A 21870-nucleotide genomic window follows, 5' to 3' on the forward strand; every position below is an offset into this window, starting at 1 on the left:
GTGGATGGGGAATCGCAAATTCGGGCGGATTCGGCGCCGGACGCACCGGACGGCGATTCGTGGAACCGGCTGGTGGCAGTGGCCTTTCTGGGCCCGTTTTACAGGGAAACGTTGATTATACCGTCGAGTGGGCCGCGCTTTCCGCCTTGCGGGATTCGGGCGGGGACACGGTGGACCGCGAGCCCGCGGCGCCGCTCAAGGCTTGCCGGGTGCTGCGCCCGCGGGCTGGCCGCCGGGCGGATCGGTCACGAAACCGATGCGCTCGAGTCCCGCCTGCTGGGCCGCGCCCATCACCTGGGCGATCACCTCGTAGCGCGTTTCGCGCGCGGCGCGCAGCTGCAGATCGGGCTGGGCATCTTCGGCGGCCTTGCCCGCCGCCGCGAAGCGCGCGCGCATCTCGTCAAGGGAGATGGGCTGGGCGTTCCAGTAGAGCTTGCCGGCCGCGTCGATGGACAGCGTGACGGTTTGCGGCGTCTGCCGCGCCGGCTCGGCGGCCACCTGCGGCAGATCGAGACGGATGGCGTGCGTGAAGAGCGGCGCGGTAATGATGAAGATGACGAGCAGCACCAGCATGACGTCGATGAGCGGCGTCATGTTGATCTCGGCCATGGGTGCCGAGTCGCGCTTCTTTTCGAGTCCGCCGAATGCCATCGAATGCTCCTTCGCGTGACTATGTGTGGCCTCGCGCTTGCGGCGCCCTCAGTCGGGATCCGACTCGAGCGCGGCTTCGTGCCCCGCGCGGCGGGGCGCCGCGCCGGCCGGCGGGCAGACGTAGGCGTGCAGGTCGTGCGCGAAGCCGTCGAGGTCGTCGCCGAGCTGGCGCGCGAGACGGCCGAGCACGTTATAGGCGAGCACCGCCGGAATCGCCACGACGAGGCCGAAGGCCGTCATGATGAGCGCCTCGCCCACGGGGCCGGCCACGTTCTCGATCTGCGCCTGACCGCTCGCCGCAATGCTGCCGAGCGCGTGATAGATGCCCCAGACGGTGCCGAGCAACCCCACGAACGGCGCCGTGCTGCCCACCGAGGCGAGCAGCACCTGGCCGAATTCGAGGCGCCGCTGCGAGGTCTGGAGCGCGCCGCGCAGCGCGCGCAGCACGCGCTCGCTGCGATCGACCTTCGCGAGCATCGCGCCGGACGAATCGGCCTCGGTGGCCGCGAGCGCCGCAGCGGCCAACGGCAGGAACACGCGCTCCCGGTCGACACGGCGCATGAGCGCGACGCCGTCGGCGAGCGTGCGGGTCTGCCAGAACTGCGCGACAGCACGCGGCCCCTGGCGCTTCGCCCGCACAAGCATCCAGCTCTTGACGATCAGGAAGCACCAGCTCGCGATCGACATCGCCAGCAACACCCACGCGACTGCGTGCGTGACGGCGTCGCTCGATTGCAGATAGTGGATGACTCCGGTACCCGCTGCCATCGGACCTCGCTATCCGGTTTTCCGGCTGTTGTGCGTAAGGAGTGTCGCGCCCAGGTGCCCGGGTGCTCTGCTCAACGCAGACCGAGCACGTCCTGCATATCGTACAGCCCGCACGGCTTGCCTTCGAGAAAGCGCGCGGCGCGCACGCTGCCTTGCGCGTACGAGAGGCGGCTCGACGACTTGTGGGTGATCTCGATGCGCTCGCCCGTGCCCGCGAACAGAACCGTATGGTCGCCGACGATGTCGCCGCCGCGTATCGCCGAAAACCCGATCGTCGAGGGATCACGCTCGCCGGTCACGCCGTGGCGGCCGTACACGGCGCACTCGTCGAGGCTGCGGCCGAGCGCGTGCGCCACGGCTTCGCCCATCGCGAGCGCCGTGCCCGAAGGCGCGTCGACCTTGTGGCGATGGTGCGCCTCGATGATCTCGATGTCGTAGCCGGTTTCGAAGAAGCGCGCCGCGTATTCGAGCAGCTTGAGCGTGACGTTCACGCCCACGCTCATGTTCGCCGCAAAAACGATGCCGATCTGCTCCGCCGCGGTGGCGAGCAAGGCCTTCTGCTGCGCGTCGAAACCGGTCGTGCCGATCACCATCTTCACGCCGTGCCGCGCCGCCGCCTCCAGATGCACCAGCGTGGCCTCGGGGCGCGTGAAGTCGATCAGGCAATCGCTTTGCGCGAACACCGCCTCGATGTCGTCGGTGATCCGCACGCCCGTATCCTTGCCGAGGAACGCGCCCGCGTCCTGCCCGAGCGCCGCCGAACCCTTGCGCACCAGCGCGCCGGACAGCGTCACATCGGGCGAATTCAGGACGGTTTCGATGAGCATCCGGCCCATGCGGCCCGACGCTCCGGCGATTGCGATTTTCATGGATCCTCCCGAAACGAACGCGCAGCCCCGGCAAAACCGGCGCTGCAAAAAAATACGGCGGCCCGAAGCCGCCGGCGAGGCGCGAAACGGGAGCCGCCGGACTTCGGGCGGCCCGCGCGTCGCGCGGTAGGCTCAAGCGATGGACAGCCGGATCAGCTGCCTGTTCCCACTGCACCCACAGCACCCGAGGCGCCAGCCGGTGCCGCCGGCACGGTCGGCGGCGCGGTGAGCGGCGAGTTCAGCGAGGGCGCCGGCGGCGCGGTATTGGTGTCGCCGGTACCCTGTGCGCCCGGCGCCGGGCCAACCGGGTTCGGCTGCGCACCCGGGAGTTGCGGCGGCGGCTGACGGCGCAGTTGGACTTGCGAGGGCATCGAACCGACGTTCGGCGGCAGCGCCGTGGAAGGCGGCGTGTTGGCGCGCACCGAAGGCGTCACGCTGGACGGCATCTGCACAGCTTCGGTGGCACGGTTGGCCGCCGCGGCGGCCTGCACGTTCGGATCCTGCGGGAGCGCGGCCGTGGCGGCGCCCAGCTCGGACGTGGGCGTGCGCGCCGTGTCGGGAACGGTCGGGCCGATCGCCGTGGCTGCAGCTTCGGACGCCGCCGCTGCTGCGGCAGCCGCGGAAGCGGCCGCAGCGGCTGCCGCCGCCTTCTTCTTGCCGCCGCGGTCGCCGTCGATTTCGGCCAGCAGCTCGAGGTTCGACGGCAGATCTTCGCCGCCCGACCAGCTCGTCACGGTATCGCCCTCGAACAGCACGACGAAGTCGCGCTGCTGAACCACGGCCGTCGAGCCGCGCTTGAAGTAGAAAACGTAGTCCCAGCGGTTGGTGTGGAACATGTCGGCGAGGAGCGGCGTGCCGAGCAGCTGGCGCACCTCGGCGCGCGACATGCCCACACGCATCTGCGCCGCGGCTTCCTTCGAAACGAAGTTGCCCTGCACGATCGTGATCCGGTACGGCGTAATGCTTTGTGCGATGCGCTGCGTCAGGCTGTCGTAAGTCGAGCAGCCGGAAAGCCCCGAAAGTGCCGCTGCGGCCAGCAGGGTGCAAGCCAGGGCGCTCGAAAGACGGCCGCCCCGGCCGATCGTTTTGGATTCTGGAATCATTTCCCTCACCGTGCGGGCTAGTCTCGAAGCCGCGCTAGTTTTCCGTCGAAGTTCTGTCAAAGATGACCGGAACAGCAAACCGCATTAACATTAGAGCCCAGCATTGTACTCCAGGGACTTATAGTCATGACCAATCCAGCCGATCTCAAGAACATCGGACTCAAGGCGACGCTGCCTCGCCTCAAGATCCTGGAGATTTTTCAGCACAGCCCGGTACGCCATCTAACGGCCGAAGACGTGTACCGCAACCTGCTGAACGAGGATCTCGACATCGGGCTCGCCACCGTCTATCGCGTGCTCACGCAGTTCGAGCAGGCGGGGCTCCTCACGCGCAGCAATTTCGAATCGGGCAAGGCCGTGTTCGAGCTGAACGAGGGCAGCCACCACGACCACCTGGTCTGCCTCGACTGCGGACTCGTGGAGGAATTCTTCGACCCCGAAATCGAAAAGCGCCAGCAGATGATCGCCAACGAGCGCGGTTTCAAGCTCCAGGAGCACGCTCTGGCGCTGTACGGCGCCTGCACGAAGGAAAACTGCCCGCACCGCAAGCACTGAGCGCGGCGCAGCTGTCCCGCACGGATAACGCAAACGCCACGGCCATGCCGTGGCGTTTTGCTATGGAAAACCGCGCAGGCTAGCTGCGCGGCGCTTCGGCCAGTGTTTGGACTGCCGCTTCGGCCACTGTGACGGCCTCCCCCGCGGGCTCGAGCCGGCAGGGCTCGGCGAGGGTGATCTCGTCGCAGTTGTGCCCGGCGCCGCCACGGTCGACCACGAGAAAATCGCTCACGCCGCCAAAGGCGAGCAGCGGATGGTGCCAGACCCCGCGCGCGTAGTTCACGCCCTGCCCCGCTTCGGCCCAGAACGCCCGCAGGCGCGCCGGATCGAATTCGCCCGCGGGCGCCACCACCACGGCGTAGCGCGCGCCGGCAAGCGGCACGAACGCCTGGCTGCCCAGCGGATGGCGCTCCATCATGGCGATCTCCACCGGCCACGCGCGCGGCTGGGCGCGGAACACGTTCACGATGGGCCGGCCGCCCGACTCGCCCACGTCGATCGTAGCAAGGTCGTGGTAGCGCTCGGTCGTGCCGCCGTTGATCGGATAGTGCCGCGCGCCGGCCGTCTCGATCACGTCGCCGAACGGTGCGAAGGCCGCGCGCGTGAGCGGCTCGATACGCAGGATCTTCATCGCCGCCTCCTTTATCGACTGGGGATCAGTGTGCGTGCGCAGGATTGCCGCCGGCCACGAAGCCGTCGGCCCCGGCATCGGCATCGGCCGCCGGCACCTCAGGCACGAAGCGGAAGCCTTCTTCGAGGTCGAGCACGCGTTTCGCGCGGGCCCGGTCGATGTCGTGCTCCCACACCCCCACCACCACGGTCGCGACGCAGTTGCCGATCAGGTTGGTCAGCGCGCGGGCAATCCCCACGAACCAGTCCACCGGCAGGATCAGCACGAGGCCCAGCACCGGAATAGCGGGAATGGCGGAAAGCGTCGCCGCGAGAATCACGATGGCCGAGCCGGGAATGCCGTGCGCGCCCTTCGACGTCACGAGCGAAACGAGCACGACCACGATGAGGTCGTGGATCGACAGCGGCGTGTTGGTGGCCTGCGCGATGAAGATCACCGCGAGCGTCAGGTAGATCGAGAAGCCGTCGAGGTTGAACGAGTAGCCCGTCGGAATCACGAGGCCCACGGTGGAATCCTTCACGCCCATCCATTCGAGCTTGCGCATGACCTGGGGCAGCACGGCATCCGACGAAGCGGTGCCGAGCACGATCGAGAGCTCCTCGCGCAGATAGCGGATCAGCTTGAACACGCTGAAGCCGGCCAGCCGCATCACGATGCCGAGCACGACGGCCACGAACACGATACAGCTCGCGTAGAACACCACCACCAGCATGCCGAGCTGCTTGAGCGAGGCCACGCCATAGGTGCCCGTGGTGAACGCAATCGCGCCGAGCACGCCGAGCGGCGCGAGCTTGATGATGAAACCCATCACGCGGAAAAACACCTGGCCGAGTTCGTCGATGAGGCTATTCACGCGCTGCGCCTTCGGGCCGAGCAGCGAAAGCGCGCTGCCGAAAAGCACCGAGAACACGAGAATCTGCAGGATGTCGCCCTTCGCGAAGGCGTCGATGGCCGTGTCCGGAATGATCTTGAGCAGGAAGCCGGCGGTGTCCTTGAGGCTCTTCGCGTTCTCCGTGTAGGTGGCAAGCGAGGCCGCATCGAGCGAGTGCAGGTTGACGTTCATGCCCACGCCCGGGCGCGTGGCGTAGGCGAGCACGGCGCCGATCACGAGCGCAACGGTCGTCATCGCCTCGAAATAGACCACCGACTTCAGGCCGACGCGCCCCACCTTGCGCAGGTCGCCCGCATGGGCCATGCCGCTCACCACCACGCAGAACACGATCGGTCCGATGACCATCTTGATGAGCTTCAGAAAGCCGTCGCCCAGCGGCCGCAACGCCTGACCGAAATGGGGAAATATCGCGCCGACCGCGATGCCGACCACCAGCGCGATCATCACGCGCCCGAACAACGAATTGAAGAACTTCGACACGACTTTCTCCCGGTTGCAGGCTGACTGTTCATACTGGTCTGACCAGTGATGTTATGGTCGATAGTAGGAAGCCGATATACCGTCGTCAAGAAAGTCAAATTACCGGTTTACCCGCATTCCTCAACCCGTCGCATCCGCCGCCTGATGCGGCCCCGCCGCCGCGGACTACAATACCGGTCAGACCACGGGAGCCTGCCCACTCCCACGAGCCCTCATGAAGAACGTTCCGCACACCGTTACCGACGCCGCCGTTGCCACGATCCGCGAACGGATCGAAGGCGGCCTGTATCCGGTCGGCAGCCTGCTGCCCGCCCAGCGCCAGCTATCCGAAGAGCTGGCGATCAGCCGCGCGTCGCTGCGCGAGGCGCTCTCCACGCTCGAAGCGTTAGGCATGCTAACGATCCGCGCGGGCAAGGGCGTGTATGTGACGAGCGCCGAGGCGTCGAGCCCGCATCCGTGGCGTTTCGCCGACCAGTCTTCGCCGCCGGACACCTACCAGATGCGCTATGCGCTCGAAGGCTTCGCCGCGCGCATGGCGGCGCTGGCGATCGGCGACAGCGACATCGTGTGGCTCGAACAGAATCTCGATACGCTGCACGAGGCGCTCGCCTGCGACGAACTGGACGAAGCCGCGCAACTCGACTTCGACTTCCACATGCGGATCGTGAACATTGCCGGCAACGCGGCCATCGAATCGATTCTGCGCAGCAGCGCCGACATCATGAAGGAGAGCCAGCGCATGCCGTTCTACCGGCGCGAACTCGTGCTCTCCACGCACCGCGAGCACGGCCTGATCGTCGCGGCGCTGAAGGCGCGCGATTGCGCGGCGGCCGGCGAGGCGATCGAGCGGCATATCGCCAATGCGGCACAGCGCGCGGGCGTGTACTTTCCCACGCCGCCTGCGGCCACCCCACGCCCGCAGGCCGAACCGGCGCGCGCCGCGCAGGAATAAAAAAACCGCCCCCGCAGCACTGCGGGGGCGGTTTTCCGTTCGGGACTGCGCGTGCTTACTTCGCGTTCGCGAGTGCGACAGCCGTGTCCAGCATGCGGTTCGAGAAACCCCACTCGTTGTCGTACCAGCTCGACACCTTAACGAGACGGCCCGAGACCTTCGTGAGCGTTGCGTCGAACGTCGACGAAGCCGGGTTGTGGTTGAAGTCGACCGAAACCAGCGGCGCGTCGTTGTAGCCGAGGATGCCCTTGAGCGCGCCTTCCGAAGCTTCCTTCATGATCGCGTTGACTTCTTCCACCGTCGTGTCGCGTTTGGCGATGAACGACAGATCGACGATCGAGACGTTGATGGTCGGCACGCGAATCGCGTAACCATCCAGCTTGCCGTTCAGTTCCGGCAGCACGAGGCCGACGGCCGAAGCCGCGCCCGTCTTGGTCGGGATCTGGCTGTGCGTGGCCGAGCGCGCGCGGCGCAGGTCTTCGTGGTACACGTCGGTCAGCACCTGGTCGTTCGTGTACGCGTGGATCGTGGTCATGAGACCCGTTTCCAGACCGATCTTGTCGTTGAGCGGCTTGACGAGCGGTGCGAGGCAGTTGGTCGTGCACGATGCGTTCGAGATGACCGTGTCCGATGCCTTCAGCACGTTGTGGTTCACGCCGTAGACGATCGTCGCGTCGACGTCCTTGCCGCCCGGCGCCGAGATGATGACCTTCTTCGCGCCGCCCTTGATGTGCGCGCTCGCCTTTTCCTTGGTCGTGAAAAAGCCCGTGCACTCCAGCACGACGTCGACGCCCAGCTCGCCCCACGGCAGTTCGGCCGGGTTGCGGTTGGCCAGCACGCGGATCTTGTCGCCGTTCACGACGAGGTAGTCGCCGTCCACCGAGACTTCGCCCGGGAACTTGCCGTGCGCCGTGTCGTATTGCGTCAGATGCGCGTTGGTCTTCGCGTCACCCAGGTCGTTGATCGCGACGATCTGGATGTCGTGCTTCTTGCCGTTCTCGTAGAACGCGCGCAGCGTGTTGCGGCCGATACGGCCGTAGCCGTTGATTGCGACGCGAATGGTCATGGTTTATCTCCTGATGGCTGAAAAATTCTGATACCGGTGCCGCCTGCATCGTTCCCGCCGGGGCAGCGGGTGAGCGCAAGCGGCATGGGCCCGCGCATCGGTGCCGCTGCGGCGGGCCCGCAAAGCCTGCCTTAGTTGTCGAGCGCGGCCTTCGCCGTGGCGACCACGTGCTCGACCGTGAAGCCGAAGTGCTTGAACAGCACGCCGGCCGGGGCCGACTCGCCGAACGTGTCAATACCCACTACGCCGCCTTCGAGGCCCACGTACTTGCGCCAGAAGTCGGTCTGCGCCGCTTCGATCGCCACGCGGCGCACGCCCCTCGGCAGCACGCGTTCGCGGTATTCGGCGTCCTGACGGTCGAACACGTTGGTCGAGGGCATGGATACCACGCGGGCGCCGATGCCTTCGCGCTGCAGCGGCTCGACGGCCTTCATCGCCAGCTCGACTTCCGAACCCGTGGCGATCAGGATGACCTTGCGGCTCGGGATGTCGTCGTTCCAGTCCTTGAGGACGTAGCCGCCCTTGGCGATGTTCGCGATCTGGGCATCGGTGCGCTCGTTGAAGGCCAGGTTCTGGCGGCTGAACACAAGGCTCGACGGACCTTGATGCGTGATCGCTTCGGTCCAGGCCACCGCGGTTTCGACGGTGTCGGCCGGACGCCAGAGCGTCATGTTGGGGATCAGGCGCAGGCTCGGGACCTGTTCGATCGACTGGTGCGTCGGGCCGTCTTCACCGAGGCCGATCGAATCGTGCGTGAACACGAAAATCGACGGGCACTTCATCAGCGCGGCGACGCGCAGCGCATTGCGGCTGTAGTCCGAGAACGTGAGGAAGGTGCCGCCGAACGGGCGATAGCCGCCGTGCAGCACGATGCCGTTGATGGCCGCGCTCATGCCGAACTCGCGCACGCCATAGTTGATGTGGTTGCCCCACTGGATGCCGGTCTCGCCTGCCTTGGGTGCGCGCACCGGCTTCGAGGCTTTCCAGTTCGTGAGGTTCGAGCCGGTCAGGTCGGCCGAGCCGCCGAGCAGCTCGGGCAGCACCGCCGCGAGCCCTTCGATGGTCTGCTGCGAAGCCTTGCGGGTCGCCACGGTTTCCTTGCGCGCATCGGCGCCGGCGACGATTTCCGCAGCCTTTTGCGCCCAGTCGGCCGGCAGCTTGTCGGCCATGCGGCGCTCGAACTCGGCGGCTTCCTGCGGGTACTTCGACTGGTACTGCGCGAACACTTCGTTCCACGCGCCTTCGACCTTTGCGCCCGCGGCCTTCGCGTCCCAGTCCGCATAGACTTCCTGCGGCACGACGAACGGCTCCCACTTCCAGCCGGCCGCCGCGCGCCACTTGGCGATTTCTTCACCGCCGAGCGCCGCGCCGTGCACGTCGTGGGTGCCCTGCTTGGTGGGCGCGCCCTTGCCGATCACGGTCTTGCAGCAGATCAGCGTGGGCTTGTCCGAAGCCTTCGCCTTCTGGATGGCCGCATCGACGGCGTCCACATCGTGGCCGTCCACGTGCGGGATCACGTTCCAGCCGTAGGCTTCGAAGCGCTCCGGCGTGTTGTCGTGGAACCAGTTCACCACGTCGCCGTCGATCGAGATGCCGTTGTCGTCGTAGAGCGCGATCAGCTTGTTCAGCTTGAGCGTGCCGGCGAGCGAGCAGGCTTCGTGCGAGATACCTTCCATCAGGCAGCCGTCGCCGAGGAACACGTAGGTGTGGTGATCGACGATCTTCGCGTCGGCCTTGTTGAACTCGGCCGCGAGCAGCGCTTCGGCGAGCGCCATGCCGACGGCGTTCGCGAGCCCCTGGCCGAGCGGGCCCGTGGTGGTCTCGACGCCCGGCGTGATGCCGTATTCCGGGTGGCCCGGCGTCTTCGAATGCAGCTGACGGAAGTTCTTCAGCTCTTCGATCGAGAGATCGTAGCCGGTCAGGTGCAGGAGCGAGTACAGCAGCATCGAGCCATGGCCGTTCGACAGCACGAAGCGGTCGCGGTCGTTCCAGTGCGGATTCGTCGGATTGTGGCGCAGATGCCGCGACCACAGGGCGACGGCGATCTCGGCCATGCCCATCGGCATGCCGGGGTGGCCGGAGTTCGCTTGCTGAACGGCGTCCATGGACAGCGCGCGGATCGCGTTGGCCATCAACGAGGTGGTTGCGGGGGAGGCGGAGGACGGGGTCGTCATGTCGAGTCCGGGAACGAGTGCAAAAAGCGGCGTGGAGGCCCGTCAAACGGCGGGGCGCACACAGCAGCGCGGAGAATCCGGAGGCTCGGCAAAACGGCTGCTCCGGCGCACGGTGCGGCGCCAGGAGACGCGGTACGGCCAGAGCAAACGGAAGGGGCTGCAAAGCGCAATATTCTAGCAGATCGTGGGGATTATCCCTGGCTCCCGGAGCGGTATGCGGGGGCCGCCGGACCCCGGGGCGCCGGTCTTTGCCGCGTTGTTACCGCCTTGCCGCCTCGTATAATGCGGCGATTGCCCGATTTCCCCCCAGCCCACGCGCCGCCCGGTCCTCGCCTTCCCGTGAACGTCCCGCTCCTCTTCCGCCCCGCCGCCGATGCCGTGTACGGCTTCCCCGGCGCGCGCCGCCTCGCGAGCGTCGATTCGGCGTGGCAGCGCATCGAGGTCTGGGATACGCCGCAACTGGGCTGCCTCTTCGCGCTGGACGGCCGGCCGATGACTTCCGCAGGCGACGAGTTCGTCTATCACGAGTGCATGACGCAACCGGCCGCGCTCACGCACCCGTCGCCGCGCGCCGCGCTCGTGCTGGGCGGCGGTGACGGCGGCGCAGCGCGGCAACTGCTGCGCCATCCGGGGATCGAGCGCATCGTCGTGGCCGAACTGGACCCCGAGGTCGTGCGGCTGACGGGCGACTATCTGCCCGAAGTGCGCGGCGGCGCTTTCGACGACCCTCGCGTGGAATTGGTGATCGGCGACGCCGCGGCCTTCGTGGCGCGCACGACGGAGCGCTTCGATCTCGTCGTGTTCGATCTGACCCCGCCCGATTCGCCGGCTGCCGGACTGTACACGCCGGCGTTCTACGACCGGCTCAAGCACGCGATGACGGACGATGCACTCGTTTCGCTGCACCTCGGCTCACCCTGGCACCACGCGGCGCGCGTCGCTGCGTTGCTGGAGAGCCTGCGCACATCGTTCGCTTTCGTGCGGCCGCTCGCCGCCTACGTCCCGCTTTACGGTTCGCTTTGGCTCATGGCGGTCGCGAGCGACCGGCTGGACCCGGCGGCAATGGACGCCGCCACGCTGCGCGCGCGCATGGCCACGCGCGGCATCGAAGGCTTACGGCTTTACGACGCCGATCTGCACGCGGCGCTCTTCGCCCTGCCGCTCGCGGTTCGCGATAAATTAGGTCCGGTCCTGGATCCTTAGGCGAGGCGACGCGGCACAATGGCCAGTTCGCCACGCTGGCGGCGGCCACCCTCTCTTCCGAAGCCCAACACCGAACACCTGGAGAAAACCGATGACCCCACCCCGCCCCGCCGGCGTGCCGTGGCTCACTCCGTATCTGACGGTGCACGACGCGCGCACCGCCATGGCGTTTTACGAAGCGGCTTTCGGTTTTGCCGTGCGCGACTGCGTGGAAGACGACGGCGCCGTGATGCACGTCGAGATGACCTGTCACGACCAGTTGATCGTGATGTTCGCGCCCGAGGGCGCGTTCGGCTCGACGGCGCTTACGCCGAAAAGCGCGGGAACGGTTGCTCCACAATCCTTTTACCTTTATGTCGACGATGTCGACGCGGTTTATGCGCGGGCTCTCGAAGCCGGCGCCAAATCGCTGAGCGAGCCGCAAGACCAGTTCTGGGGAGACCGTTTCGCACAGGTCGAAGACCTCGACGGTTACCGCTGGGCGCTGGCTCGCCACCTGTCATGATTCAATGAGAACCAGTCTTATGCCCCGTTTTTTCGTCGGTACTCCGCTACAGTCCGGCGACGTCGTCACCCTGCCGGACGAGGTCACCCGCCACGTTCAGGTGCTGCGCCTGCAACCCGGCGACCTGATCGTGCTCTTCAACGGCACGGGCGGCGAATACAGCGCGGAAATCCTCGACATGGAACGTCGCGACACGAAAGTGCGCATCGACACGTTCCTCGATATCGAAAACGAGCCGCCCTACCGGCTAACACTGGCCCAGGGCATTGCCGGCAGCGACAAGATGGACTGGCTGATCGAGAAAGCCGTCGAACTGGGCGCGACGAATTTCGTGCCGCTCACCACGTCGCGCAGCGTCGTGCGCCTTTCGGGCGAACGTGCCGTTCGCCGCCAGGCGCATTGGCAGCGCATCGTCCAGGCCTCGTGCGAACAGTGCGGCCGCAACCGCATGCCAGAGGTCGCCGCCACAAGGGAGATCGGCACCTGGCTCGGCTCGATGCCGAAAACGCCGGCGCAAGGCGAGTTGCGCGTGCTGCTCTCGCCGCGCGCGAACGTCTCGTTCTCGTCCTTGCCGGGCGACCCGCCGGGCGGCGAGATCACGGTGCTGGTGGGACCGGAAGGTGGGTTTTCCTCGCCGGAAGAAGCCGCGGCGCTGGACCACGGCTTCGTCGCCGTCGGGCTCGGGCCGCGCGTGCTGCGCACCGAAACGGCCGGCATCGCCGTGCTCGCGGCGCTCGCGGCGCGCTGGGGCGGCTGGTAAAAATGACAAGGCCCGCCGATGGGCGGGCCTCTCAGGAATCTGTCGCGCGAATGCTACGAATAGCCACGAATAAGCGCGAACCGCGCGGTGCATTCCAACGGACTGCTGACGACAAGCGTCAGGCGAACGAATAAAAAACGCGGAACGGCACCTTGCGCTCGGCCCAGTATTCGGAGGCTTCGCGGAACACGTCCAGCAGTGTCTCGCGGCCGTCCTTGTCGAACTTCTGCGCGATCGGCAGACCGTCCAGCACGACCACGAAGCCGGGTTGCTCGCCGGCTTTCTGCACCAGGTCGGTGAGGCAGTCGTACAGGCCGTCGTAGTTCTTGCCGAAATGCTTCGGAAACAGAAACGACGTGGAGATGGTTTCGAGCACCTCCTGCCGCGTCTGCGCCGCCGCGCAATACGCATAGAGGAAATGCTGCTGGAGGCGCTGCGCCTCGTCGTGGAGATCCTGCACGCGGAACGCACGGATCGACTGGACGATGTTCGGCCGGACGGTCGAGAACAGGCTCATGCCTCCCTCGTCTGAGAGTTGCGCGCCGCCCTCGCCGCGCGCGGTTTCAGGCTGCTCGTCATGCTTCATCTGCATGACGCGCTGGAACAGGTTGCCGTCCCCGGACGCGAACAGATCGCTCGCGACCCGCGGGTCGTGCGCGTAGATGTTATCGCTCATGTCGCTCTTCCCGGTGTCATTCAACAATTCGCTTAAAACTGGCGTAGTGGTCGTCGGAGTAGTAGCAGTTGTTCGTCTGCCGCAGCGGACCGCCGCACACGATGCGTTTCGCGCCGCGGTTGCGTGCGCGGGGCGTGGGCACCGTGTACTCGTGGTAGTAGCCGCGCCGGTGCGGCGGCAGGATCCGCTCGAAGTTGCCGAACACCACGCCGTCCTTCTCGTACGGGTAAGGTCCGCCCGCGCCGATGAGGCTGAGCGTGTTGACCGCTTCCGGCGGCAACTGGCCAACGGCTATCGTGCCGATGCCGGCTGCGGCGTAGTCGCTGGGCGTGCTTCGCGCCTGTACGCCGTCGCTCCCTAGCGTGGCAAACGTTGCCAGGGCGGTGAGCGTTGCGACCATCGCCATGCGGCGAATACTGTCAAAACAACGACTTAGGCGGGCGGGCTCAACCGCCCCATCGTGCCCCAGATTACGCAGCCCCATGCGCGCCATCTACTCGATTCCCGCTCGTTGGTTCCTGCGTTCGACGACCATGAAAGGTGTAAGGGTATCGCTAAAGCCCCCTGGAAGCAACGTTCGCCAGGCCAGGATACCGGGGCGATGGCGGGGCACCATGACCAGAGTGGTAATTTTTACAATAGCGATGCAGCGCGGGAACGGGACGGCATGGACTGCCTTCGTAGGCGGTCGACGGTGCCTACCGGTCTGCTCAAAGTGGCGGCTTGAACGGCGTGCCCATTGCGGGCACGCCTCTTTTTGCGGAGCAGCCGAATTGCCGGGTTCTTCCAGGCACCTCAGGCGTGTCCGGCGACATGCAACCCCGCCGCCGGACCGCCGGCCAGCCAGCGCTTAACGCTCCGCGTTCACATCCGTCACCAGCAGCGCCGTCATGTTGACGATACGGCGCACCGTCGCCGAAGCCGTCAGCACGTGCACCGGCTTGGCTGCGCCCAGCAGGATCGGGCCGATGGCGATGTTGTTGCCCGCGGCCGTCTTCAGCAGGTTGTACGAAATGTTCGCCGCGTCGATGTTCGGCATGATGAGCAGGTTGGCATCGCCCTCGAGCGTCGATTCCGGCAGGATCTCGCGGCGCAGATTCGCGTCGAGCGCGACGTCGCCGTGCATTTCGCCGTCCACCTGCAGGTCCGGCGCACGCTCCTTGAGGATGTCCAGCAGGTCGCGCATCTTCTGTGCGGAAGGCGCGAGGCTCGAACCGAAGTTCGAGTGCGAGCACAGCGCGACCTTCGGCTCGATGCCGAAACGGCGCACTTCCTCCGCCGCCATGATCGTGATCTCGGCCAGTTGCTCGGGCGTCGGGTCGATATTGACGTGCGTGTCGACGATGAAGATCTGGCGGTTCGGCAGCACCAGCCCGTTCATCGCGGCATACACGCTGCAGCCTTCCCGCTTGCCGATGATCTGGTCGATGAAGTGCAGGTGGCGGTGCGTCGTGCTGATCGTGCCGCAGATCATGCCGTCGGCTTCGCCCCGCTCCACCAGCATCGCGCCGATCAGCGTGGTGCGGCGGCGCATTTCGAGCTTCGCCATCTGGTGCGTGATGCCCTTGCGCGCCATCAGCTTCGCATAGCTCTGCCAGAAGTCGCGATAACGCTCGTCGTGGTCGGTGTTGACGACCGAATAGTCCTGTCCCGCCACCAGACGCAGGCCGTAGCGCGCAATGCGCTGCTCGATCACGGCCGGACGGCCGATCAGGATCGGCTTCGCGAGCTTTTCGTCGACGACGATCTGCACCGCGCGCAGGATGCGCTCTTCCTCGCCCTCGGCGAAGACGATGCGCTTCTTCTCCGGTTCGACGGCGCGCGCGATCTGGAAGATCGGCTTCATCGTCGTGCCGCTGTGATAGACGAACTGCTGGAGGTGCTGAACGTAGGCCTCCATGTCTTCGATCGGACGCGTGGCCACGCCCGAATCCATGGCCGCCTGCGCCACGGCCGGCGCGATCTTGACGATCAGGCGCGGGTCGAAAGGCTTCGGAATCAGGTAGTCGGCGCCGAACTGCAGGTCGTGGATACCGTAGGCGGTCGCCACCACGTCGCTCTGCTCCTGGCGCGCCAGTCCCGCAATCGCGTTCACGGCCGCGATTTCCATCTCGCGCGTGATGGTGGTCGCCCCCACGTCGAGCGCGCCGCGGAAGATGAACGGGAAGCACAGCACGTTGTTCACCTGGTTCGGGTAATCCGTGCGGCCGGTGGCCAGCACCGCGTCCGGGCGAACTTCCAGGGCGAGTTCGGGGAGGATTTCCGGCGTGGGATTGGCGAGCGCGAGGATGAGCGGCTTCGCGGCCATCTGCTTGACCATTTCGGGCTTGAGCACGCCGCCGGCGGAGAGGCCGAGGAAAATATCCGCGCCTTCGATCACTTCGGCGAGCGTGCGCGCGTTGGTCTCGCGCGCGAAACGCTCCTTGTCCGGATCCATCAGTTCGGTGCGGCCCTTGTACACCACGCCGGCCAGATCCGTGACGGTGATGTTTTCGAGCGGCAGGCCCAGGTCCACGAGCAGGTCGAGACAGGCCAGCGCCGCCGCACCCGCGCCCGAAGCGACGAGCTTCACCTCCTTGATGTCCTTGCCCACGACCTTCAGGCCGTTCGTGAACGCCGCCGCCACCACGATGGCCGTGCCGTGCTGATCGTCGTGGAAGACCGGAATCTTCATGCGCTTGCGGGCTTCGCGTTCGACGATGAAGCACTCGGGCGCCTTGATGTCTTCCAGATTGATGCCGCCGAAGGTGGGTTCGAGCGCGGCGATCACGTCGACGAGCTTGTGCGGGTCCGACTCGTTGAGCTCGATGTCGAACACGTCGATGCCCGCGAACTTCTTGAAGAGCACCGCCTTGCCTTCCATCACCGGCTTCGAGGCGAGCGGGCCGATGTTGCCGAGGCCCAGCACCGCGGTGCCGTTCGAGACCACGCCCACCAGGTTGCTGCGCGCCGTGAAACGCGCGGCATTGAGCGGATTCTCGACAATCGCCTCGCACGCGAACGCCACACCCGGCGAATAGGCGAGCGAGAGATCGCGCTGGTTGATCATCTGCTTCGTCGGCGCGATAGCGATCTTCCCGGGGGTGGGGAACTCGTGATAGTCGAGAGCGGCTTCGCGGAGTTTGTTCGTGGCGGGATTCGACATGAGAGGGAAGTGTGAAGTGCAGATTAGAATGGGTGCTCCAAAGCATTGTAGCGCCATTCCCGGGCACGATTCCTTACAGTTCGGGCGCAGGTGCCGCGACTGAAACGGTGCCGCCGCTGCGCCGCTTTGTCGCTGTACCGCTGCGATTCGCGCCGAGGCCGGCTTCCTCACTTCCTCACTCTTTCGACATGCTTTCCGAGTTTTCCCTGATCGATCGATATTTCGCGCAGCGCGCCCGCACGAACACGCGGCGCGCCGCGCTCGGCATCGGCGACGACTGCGCGCTCATCGCGCCGCCGGCCGGCGAGATGCTGGCGATCTCCACCGACATGCTCGTGGAAGGCCGCCATTTCCTGCCCGACGTCGATCCCCACGCGCTCGGCCACAAGGCGCTCGCCGTGAACCTCTCGGACCTCGCCGCCATGGGCGCCGCGCCGCTCGGCTTCACCCTTGCATTCGCCTTGCCGACGCCGCGGGAAGACTGGCTCGCCGCCTTCAGCGCCGGGCTCTTCGAGCTGGCCGACCGCTACGACTGCGAACTGATGGGCGGCGATACGACCGCGGGGCCGCTCAACCTGTGCCTGACGGTGCTCGGCTCGGTGCGTCAGGATGTCGCACTGCGCCGCGACGCGGCCCAGCCCGGCGACGACATCTGGGTGTCCGGCACGCTCGGCGACGCGCGCGCGGGGCTCGGCGTGCTGCGCGGCGAACCCGCGATGGCCGGCGTGAACGCCGCCGATGCGGCCGCGTTCCGCGCGGCGCTCGAGCGGCCCGAGCCGCGCGTCGCGCTCGGTCTCGCGCTGCGCGGCGTGGCGCGCGCGGCGCTCGACATCTCCGATGGTCTGGCCGGCGACCTCGCCCACATCCTCGAGCGCTCGAACGTGAGCGCGCGCGTGGACGTCGATGCGGTCCCGCGCTCCGCGGCGCTCGCGCGTCTGTCGCCCGGCGTGCAGCGGCAGTACACGCTGGCGGGCGGCGACGATTACGAACTGTGCTTCACGGCGCCGCCTGCCGCGCGCGACGCCGTGGAGGCGGCCGCGCAACAGGCCGGTGTGGGCGTAACGCGCATCGGTACAATAACTTCCCTCGACCCGGCCGATGTATCGCGCGCGGCAACGGCCCTCGCGTGGCACGACGGCACTGGCGCGCCGCTCAACCTGACGTTGCAAGGCTTCGACCACTTTCATGCAGACTGAACCCACGCCGACGCCCGCCGACGATCTGTCTGCGGCGGCGCAGCCGCCTGCCGCCGCCGAGATATCGGCACCGGACCCGGCCCGCCCCAAGGGCCCACGCCGGGCGGACGCGCCGTTCATGCTCACGCACCCGTTCCACATTCTTTCGCTCGGCTTCGGCGCGGGGCTTTCGCGCCTTGCGCCCGGCACGGCCGGGACTTTGTTCGCGTGGGCTTCGTTCGAGGTGCTGAACCGCTACTTCACGGTGCTCGACTGGGGTCTCCTGATCGTCGTGGGCTACTTCGCCGGCATCTACATCACGGACTACACGGCAAAAAAACTGCGCGCCGACGATCCCTCGTCCATCGTGTGGGACGAGATCGTCGCGTTCTGGCTCGTGCTGCTGATGGTCACGCCCGTCGATTTCACGGGCAAGCTGTGGTCGTTCATCGTCTTCCGTTTCTTCGACATGGTGAAGCCGCCGCCCATCCGCTATCTCGAACGCCGCTTCAAGGGCGGCTTCGGCATCATGCTCGACGACCTCGTGGCCGCGTTCTTCACGCTGCTCGTGATTGCGCTCTGGCGCATGTCGGTTTGACGGGACGCTTTTGCCGCCCCGCTCCACGCTTACTGGATTGCCTGCAATGCCTACCGATTCCGTCGTCCACCAACTCGCCATCCGCGCCGGCAACAAGCTGCGCGACGCCCGCCTGATGCTCGCCACCGCCGAGTCCTGCACGGGCGGCATGGTCGCCACGGCGATCACCGATATCTCGGGCAGCAGCGGCTGGTTCGAACGGGGCTTCGTCACCTACTCGAACCAGGCGAAAAGCGAAATGATCGGCGTGCCGCCCGAGCTGATCGACAAGCACGGGGCCGTCAGCGAGCCGGTCGCGCGCGCGATGGCCGAGGGCGCGCTCGCCAACAGCCGGGCACAGGTTTCGCTCTCGATCACAGGCGTGGCCGGACCGGGCGGCGGCACGCCCGAAAAGCCGGTGGGCATGGTGTGCTTCGGCTGGAGCAACCGGCTGCACACGAGTGTCGAGACGCTCGTGTTCAAGGGCGATCGCGAACAGATCCGCGTCCAGGCGGCAACCCACGCGCTGCGCGGGCTGCTCGCGCTGATCGAAGAACAGGAACGCTGAACCCGGACGCGGCACACCGGGCGGCGCCCGCACACATTACTGGAGGGAGGCCGTTGCCATGACTAACACGAACCCCGCCGTCGAAGAGCTGATCCGCCGCTTCGGGCTCGAACCGCATCCCGAGGGCGGGTACTACAGCGAAACCTATCGCGCGGACAAATTCGTGCTGCGCGAAGGCACACCGGCTACAGAGGGAACGCGCGCCGCCTCGACGGCGATCTATTTCCTGCTTTCGGACGGCGCCTATTCGGCCTGGCACCGCATCCGCTCCGACGAGCTCTGGCATTTCTACGCAGGCTCGCCCATCGAGATCCATTCGATCGACGAGCGCGGCGTGCTCTCCACGCGCAAGCTCGGCCACGCGCTCGATCATCCCGGCACGGTATTCCAGGCCGTGGTGCCGGCAGGACACTGGTTCGCGGCGCGCTGCTGCGATCCGTCCACGTGGGCGCTGGTGGGTTGCACGGTGGCGCCGGGGTTCGAATTCAGCGAGTTCGAAATCGCGGAGGTGGAAAAGCTGGCCGCGCAGTTTCCGCTGCATCGTTCGATCGTCGAGCTGCTTGGCAAGCCCGCAACGGTAACGAGGCGGGATTGAGCCGCACTACCCTTCCCGACCAGGCCAAAAACCGCGCATAAAAAACGGCGTGCCCTGAACTGACGCCGCGAAGACACGCCGCCCTATCCCGTTCACTATCCCGTTCATCCATGCAGCCTCCGAAACGGCCGCGACCGGGAAGCCAACCGAAAGCGATACGCCTCGCGGATCAGCGATATGCGTTGATCCTGTCGCGCGTCTCTTTGGCCGCCGTGGCAGCCGCCTGCGCGTAGTCCTCACCCTTGCTTGCATAGATGATGGCGCGCGAGGAATTGATGAGCATGCCCGTACCGTTAGCCGTGCGGCCCGCGCGCACGGTCGCCTCGACATCGCCGCCCTGCGCGCCGATGCCCGGAATCAGGAGCGGCATGTCGCCCACGATGCCGCGCACGACCTCGATCTCCCGCGGGAACGTTGCACCCACAACGAGACCCAGATCGCCGCTGGCGTTCCACTTGTTCGCGGCGAGATCGGCCACGACCTGATAGAGCGGCCGGCCGTCGGTAGTGAGGAACTGCAGATCGGACCCGCCGGGATTCGACGTGCGGCAAAGCACGATCACGCCCCGGCCCTGGTGCGCGAGCCACGGCTCGATCGAATCGAATCCCATATAGGGATTGACCGTCACCGCATCTGCCTTGAAGCGCTCGAAGGCTTCGCGCGCGTACTGCTCGGCAGTGCTGCCGATGTCGCCGCGCTTGGCGTCGAGAATGACCGGCAGGCCAGGATGCTTTGCGTGAACGTGGGCAATCAGCGCTTCGAGCTGGTCTTCGGCGCGATGCGCGGCGAAGTACGCAATCTGCGGCTTGAACGAGCAGGCGTAAGGCGCCGTGGCATCCACGATATCGCGGCAGAACTCGAAAATCGCGTCGCTGCGGCCGGCCAGTGCGGCCGGGAATTTCGTGGGCTCGGGATCGAGGCCGACGCACAGCAGCGAGCCGGTACGCTGCCAGGCGGCGTCGAGGCTTTGGGAGAAAGAGGTCATGGTGGATGCTCGCGGCGAGCCGTTGAGGAGAAAACGGCGCGTATTTTACCCGGCTTGCGCAACCGGCCCGCGCGCCGTCGCCGGAACGGCGCGCGGCCGCCGCGATCCTCAGATGCATTCAGGCGCGCGCTCCGGCGCGCCCGCCCGAGGCTCTCAACGCGCTTACGCGCGCAAGCGCGCGCCCTTGCCGTCGCGCGCGCCAGCCGCCCGCCCCCGGCCGCGCGTGGCCTTGCGGTGCGCACCGGCCGACGCCCGCATGTCCATGCGCTCGACGGTGAAGCTGAACTCGCGCACGAGCCGCTCGCCGCGCGCAAGCACGGTCATGCCGTGCGCGCCGCCGCCGCCCGAGAGATTCACCGCGTTGATCGGATGATCGACGGGCTCGAAGCAGAAAAAGTCCTGGCCCGGCGGCGTGTAGAGCACGTAGTAGTCCGTGTTCGCGCAGATCGACAGCGACAGCCGCCGGCGCTCCCACACCACGGCCGCCCGTCCGCTCCAGCCGCTGAAGGCATGATTCACGAGGGTTTCGGGCAGCGGGTACGCCACGCCGAATTGCCACGCGGGCGGCGCCGGCACGTGCCGCACGGGCAGCCAGTCCTCGCCCGAAAGCCACAGGCCGCTCGCCGGCGCCGAAAGCTCGGTGCTCGCGTCGCGCGCGAGGAACGGATGCACGCCCAGCCCGAACGGCAGCGCGTCCCGCCCCGTGTTCTCGACTTCGAGCTTCATGGCGAGCGTCGCGCCATCGAGCGCATAGGTGATTGCCGCGCGATAGGCATAGGGCTCGCCGCGGCTGTGATCGAGCACGAGCCGCACGCGCTCGTGGTCGGCTTCTTCCACCTGCCAGGGCACGAGCCAGCCGTCGCCGTGAATCGGCAGCGGTTCGCCGGCGCGATTGCAGGGCACTTCGATATCGCGACCGCCGAAGTGAAAGCGCCCGGCCGCAATGCGATTCGACCACGGCAGCAGCGGATAACACGCGAGTTCGTTCGGATCCATGCGTGCACTCACGTGCTCGCAGCGGCGGAACACGGGCTCGAGCGCCCCTTCGCTGCGCCAGTCGAAGCGCGTGATGCCCGCACCGAGTTGCGGGGCGACATCGAGCCTCAGGTACGCATTCGCGAGCGTTACGCAGTCCACTTCGCCGGTTCCGGCCGCGCCAATGGCAACGGCCGACGTGCTGGGACCGGGGATGACAGGGTGGGTGGCGGCTTCCAGCCGCGCGCGGCGCGCAGCGGCCGGCGCGCCGGTAGAACGGAGAGATTGACGCAAGGCGGAATTCGGGACGCTCATAGGATGCTCCTCGAGAGGCATGGATTCTCGCCGCCGGTAAAGGCGGCTCACGGGCGGTCTGCCGATGCGCGATTTCATGGCGCGGGCGGCCGCTTCTTGTGTTCACCCTTCTTGTGCCCTTCTAGTGCTCTTTTTACCGTCTTCTTACGCTCTTCTTTTTGCTCGTACTGGCGAGGCCGACTGCAAACCCGCCATCTGCTGCAACTGTTGCCGGACTGCAACGTCCATTCCTTAACCGGCAAAGCGCGTC

22 protein-coding genes are annotated in these 21870 nt (G+C 66.7%); 9 read left to right on the forward strand and 13 right to left on the reverse strand.

From position 1 onward, the window contains the following. Positions 1-195 precede the first annotated feature (195 nt). The 4 genes from U5760_RS05580 to bamE all read right to left on the reverse strand — a co-directional run bounded on the left by U5760_RS05580 (position 196) and on the right by bamE (position 3391). A complete protein-coding gene (locus tag U5760_RS05580) occupies positions 196-651 on the reverse strand; it encodes a biopolymer transporter ExbD (protein ID WP_322010230.1) in 456 nt (151 codons plus the stop codon). 48 nt (positions 652-699) lie between these two features. Next, positions 700-1419, reverse strand: a complete 720-nt coding sequence (locus tag U5760_RS05585; RefSeq protein WP_322010231.1) for a MotA/TolQ/ExbB proton channel family protein — start codon at positions 1417-1419, stop codon at positions 700-702. Positions 1420-1490: 71 nt separating this feature from the next. Next, positions 1491-2288, reverse strand: coding sequence for a 4-hydroxy-tetrahydrodipicolinate reductase (gene dapB / locus U5760_RS05590; protein WP_322010232.1), 798 nt, complete (start codon positions 2286-2288; stop codon positions 1491-1493). 152 nt (positions 2289-2440) lie between these two features. Continuing rightward, positions 2441-3391 carry an outer membrane protein assembly factor BamE gene (gene bamE / locus U5760_RS05595; RefSeq protein WP_322010234.1) on the reverse strand — a complete coding sequence of 317 codons (951 nt, stop codon included), beginning with the start codon at positions 3389-3391 and terminating at the stop codon, positions 2441-2443. A gap of 126 nt (positions 3392-3517) precedes the next feature. Here bamE and fur point away from each other — a divergent pair, with 126 nt between their 5' ends. Next, on the forward strand, positions 3518-3946 hold the full coding sequence (gene fur, locus U5760_RS05600) for a ferric iron uptake transcriptional regulator (RefSeq protein WP_028229295.1): 429 nt from the start codon (positions 3518-3520) through the stop codon (positions 3944-3946). A 79-nt stretch (positions 3947-4025) separates the two neighbouring features. Here fur and U5760_RS05605 read toward each other — a convergent pair whose 3' ends face one another. Together U5760_RS05605 and U5760_RS05610 are read right to left on the reverse strand one after the other, a co-directional pair. Beyond that, complete coding sequence (locus U5760_RS05605; RefSeq protein WP_322010236.1) at positions 4026-4577, reverse strand: ureidoglycolate lyase; 552 nt, start codon at positions 4575-4577, stop codon at positions 4026-4028. Positions 4578-4602: 25 nt separating this feature from the next. Next, positions 4603-5949 carry a C4-dicarboxylate transporter DctA gene (locus U5760_RS05610; protein WP_322010238.1) on the reverse strand — a complete coding sequence of 449 codons (1347 nt, stop codon included), beginning with the start codon at positions 5947-5949 and terminating at the stop codon, positions 4603-4605. A gap of 214 nt (positions 5950-6163) precedes the next feature. Between U5760_RS05610 and U5760_RS05615 the strand changes: the two genes are divergently transcribed. Then, positions 6164-6901, forward strand: coding sequence for a FadR/GntR family transcriptional regulator (locus U5760_RS05615; protein WP_322010240.1), 738 nt, complete (start codon positions 6164-6166; stop codon positions 6899-6901). A 55-nt stretch (positions 6902-6956) separates the two neighbouring features. On the opposite strand, the gene gap is transcribed toward U5760_RS05615, so the two are convergent. Both gap and tkt read right to left on the reverse strand, forming a co-directional pair. Further along, complete coding sequence (gene gap, locus U5760_RS05620) at positions 6957-7967, reverse strand: type I glyceraldehyde-3-phosphate dehydrogenase (protein ID WP_322010243.1); 1011 nt, start codon at positions 7965-7967, stop codon at positions 6957-6959. A 131-nt stretch (positions 7968-8098) separates the two neighbouring features. Further along, the gene (gene tkt / locus U5760_RS05625) at positions 8099-10099 is read right to left on the reverse strand and encodes a transketolase (protein ID WP_322011061.1); all 2001 of its coding nucleotides are present in this window, start codon (positions 10097-10099) and stop codon (positions 8099-8101) included. A 381-nt stretch (positions 10100-10480) separates the two neighbouring features. Between tkt and speE the strand changes: the two genes are divergently transcribed. From speE to U5760_RS05640, 3 genes are all read left to right on the forward strand, one after another. After that, positions 10481-11344 carry a polyamine aminopropyltransferase gene (gene speE / locus U5760_RS05630; RefSeq protein ID WP_322010244.1) on the forward strand — a complete coding sequence of 288 codons (864 nt, stop codon included), beginning with the start codon at positions 10481-10483 and terminating at the stop codon, positions 11342-11344. Positions 11345-11435: 91 nt separating this feature from the next. Then, positions 11436-11849, forward strand: a complete 414-nt coding sequence (locus tag U5760_RS05635) for a VOC family protein (RefSeq protein ID WP_322010245.1) — start codon at positions 11436-11438, stop codon at positions 11847-11849. A gap of 19 nt (positions 11850-11868) precedes the next feature. Beyond that, complete coding sequence (locus U5760_RS05640; protein WP_322010246.1) at positions 11869-12609, forward strand: 16S rRNA (uracil(1498)-N(3))-methyltransferase; 741 nt, start codon at positions 11869-11871, stop codon at positions 12607-12609. Positions 12610-12727: 118 nt separating this feature from the next. Here the strand turns inward: U5760_RS05640 and U5760_RS05645 are convergent, their stop codons facing one another. The 3 genes from U5760_RS05645 to U5760_RS05655 all read right to left on the reverse strand — a co-directional run bounded on the left by U5760_RS05645 (position 12728) and on the right by U5760_RS05655 (position 16430). After that, positions 12728-13285 carry a barstar family protein gene (locus U5760_RS05645; protein ID WP_322010247.1) on the reverse strand — a complete coding sequence of 186 codons (558 nt, stop codon included), beginning with the start codon at positions 13283-13285 and terminating at the stop codon, positions 12728-12730. Positions 13286-13301: 16 nt separating this feature from the next. Continuing rightward, positions 13302-13691, reverse strand: coding sequence for a ribonuclease (locus tag U5760_RS05650; RefSeq protein ID WP_322010248.1), 390 nt, complete (start codon positions 13689-13691; stop codon positions 13302-13304). A 444-nt stretch (positions 13692-14135) separates the two neighbouring features. Next, complete coding sequence (locus U5760_RS05655; RefSeq protein WP_322010249.1) at positions 14136-16430, reverse strand: NADP-dependent malic enzyme; 2295 nt, start codon at positions 16428-16430, stop codon at positions 14136-14138. 188 nt (positions 16431-16618) lie between these two features. Here U5760_RS05655 and thiL point away from each other — a divergent pair, with 188 nt between their 5' ends. The 4 genes from thiL to U5760_RS05675 are packed head-to-tail and all read left to right on the forward strand — an operon-like array spanning position 16619 to position 19345. After that, positions 16619-17626, forward strand: a complete 1008-nt coding sequence (thiL, locus tag U5760_RS05660) for a thiamine-phosphate kinase (RefSeq protein ID WP_322010250.1) — start codon at positions 16619-16621, stop codon at positions 17624-17626. Continuing rightward, complete coding sequence (locus U5760_RS05665; RefSeq protein ID WP_322010251.1) at positions 17616-18203, forward strand: phosphatidylglycerophosphatase A; 588 nt, start codon at positions 17616-17618, stop codon at positions 18201-18203. The genes thiL and U5760_RS05665 overlap by 11 nt, the downstream gene beginning before the upstream one ends. Positions 18204-18249: 46 nt before the next feature. Then, on the forward strand, positions 18250-18750 hold the full coding sequence (locus U5760_RS05670) for a CinA family protein (RefSeq protein ID WP_322010252.1): 501 nt from the start codon (positions 18250-18252) through the stop codon (positions 18748-18750). Between the two features lie 58 nt (positions 18751-18808). Then, positions 18809-19345, forward strand: coding sequence for a cupin domain-containing protein (locus tag U5760_RS05675; RefSeq protein ID WP_322010254.1), 537 nt, complete (start codon positions 18809-18811; stop codon positions 19343-19345). Positions 19346-19514: 169 nt separating this feature from the next. Here the strand turns inward: U5760_RS05675 and pyrF are convergent, their stop codons facing one another. Further along, entirely contained in the window at positions 19515-20330 is an 816-nt protein-coding gene (gene pyrF, locus U5760_RS05680) for an orotidine-5'-phosphate decarboxylase (RefSeq protein WP_322010256.1), read from the reverse strand. A gap of 162 nt (positions 20331-20492) precedes the next feature. Continuing rightward, the gene (locus U5760_RS05685; RefSeq protein WP_322010257.1) at positions 20493-21620 is read right to left on the reverse strand and encodes an aldose 1-epimerase; all 1128 of its coding nucleotides are present in this window, start codon (positions 21618-21620) and stop codon (positions 20493-20495) included. Positions 21621-21870: the final 250 nt, after the last annotated feature.

Source organism: Paraburkholderia sp. J12 (assembly GCF_905220215.1).
Taxonomy (GTDB): domain Bacteria; phylum Pseudomonadota; class Gammaproteobacteria; order Burkholderiales; family Burkholderiaceae; genus Paraburkholderia.

Bases quoted from the DNA above. Each gene is read 5' to 3' on its own strand.
- U5760_RS05615 (WP_322010240.1), top strand. From the start codon at position 6,164: ATGAAGAACGTTCCGCACACCGTTACCGACGCCGCCGTTGCCACGATC.
- gap (WP_322010243.1), bottom strand. From the start codon at position 7,967: ATGACCATTCGCGTCGCAATCAACGGCTACGGCCGTATCGGCCGCAAC.
- U5760_RS05675 (WP_322010254.1), top strand. From the start codon at position 18,809: ATGACTAACACGAACCCCGCCGTCGAAGAGCTGATCCGCCGCTTCGGG.
- U5760_RS05640 (WP_322010246.1), top strand. From the start codon at position 11,869: ATGCCCCGTTTTTTCGTCGGTACTCCGCTACAGTCCGGCGACGTCGTC.
- U5760_RS05650 (WP_322010248.1), bottom strand. From the start codon at position 13,691: ATGGCGATGGTCGCAACGCTCACCGCCCTGGCAACGTTTGCCACGCTA.
- dapB (WP_322010232.1), bottom strand. From the start codon at position 2,288: ATGAAAATCGCAATCGCCGGAGCGTCGGGCCGCATGGGCCGGATGCTC.
- pyrF (WP_322010256.1), bottom strand. From the start codon at position 20,330: ATGACCTCTTTCTCCCAAAGCCTCGACGCCGCCTGGCAGCGTACCGGC.
- bamE (WP_322010234.1), bottom strand. From the start codon at position 3,391: ATGATTCCAGAATCCAAAACGATCGGCCGGGGCGGCCGTCTTTCGAGC.
- U5760_RS05635 (WP_322010245.1), top strand. From the start codon at position 11,436: ATGACCCCACCCCGCCCCGCCGGCGTGCCGTGGCTCACTCCGTATCTG.
- U5760_RS05670 (WP_322010252.1), top strand. From the start codon at position 18,250: ATGCCTACCGATTCCGTCGTCCACCAACTCGCCATCCGCGCCGGCAAC.
- U5760_RS05605 (WP_322010236.1), bottom strand. From the start codon at position 4,577: ATGAAGATCCTGCGTATCGAGCCGCTCACGCGCGCGGCCTTCGCACCG.
- fur (WP_028229295.1), top strand. From the start codon at position 3,518: ATGACCAATCCAGCCGATCTCAAGAACATCGGACTCAAGGCGACGCTG.
- U5760_RS05585 (WP_322010231.1), bottom strand. From the start codon at position 1,419: ATGGCAGCGGGTACCGGAGTCATCCACTATCTGCAATCGAGCGACGCC.
- tkt (WP_322011061.1), bottom strand. From the start codon at position 10,099: ATGGCCAACGCGATCCGCGCGCTGTCCATGGACGCCGTTCAGCAAGCG.
- U5760_RS05580 (WP_322010230.1), bottom strand. From the start codon at position 651: ATGGCATTCGGCGGACTCGAAAAGAAGCGCGACTCGGCACCCATGGCC.
- thiL (WP_322010250.1), top strand. From the start codon at position 16,619: ATGCTTTCCGAGTTTTCCCTGATCGATCGATATTTCGCGCAGCGCGCC.
- U5760_RS05655 (WP_322010249.1), bottom strand. From the start codon at position 16,430: ATGTCGAATCCCGCCACGAACAAACTCCGCGAAGCCGCTCTCGACTAT.
- U5760_RS05685 (WP_322010257.1), bottom strand. From the start codon at position 21,620: ATGAGCGTCCCGAATTCCGCCTTGCGTCAATCTCTCCGTTCTACCGGC.
- U5760_RS05665 (WP_322010251.1), top strand. From the start codon at position 17,616: ATGCAGACTGAACCCACGCCGACGCCCGCCGACGATCTGTCTGCGGCG.
- U5760_RS05645 (WP_322010247.1), bottom strand. From the start codon at position 13,285: ATGAGCGATAACATCTACGCGCACGACCCGCGGGTCGCGAGCGATCTG.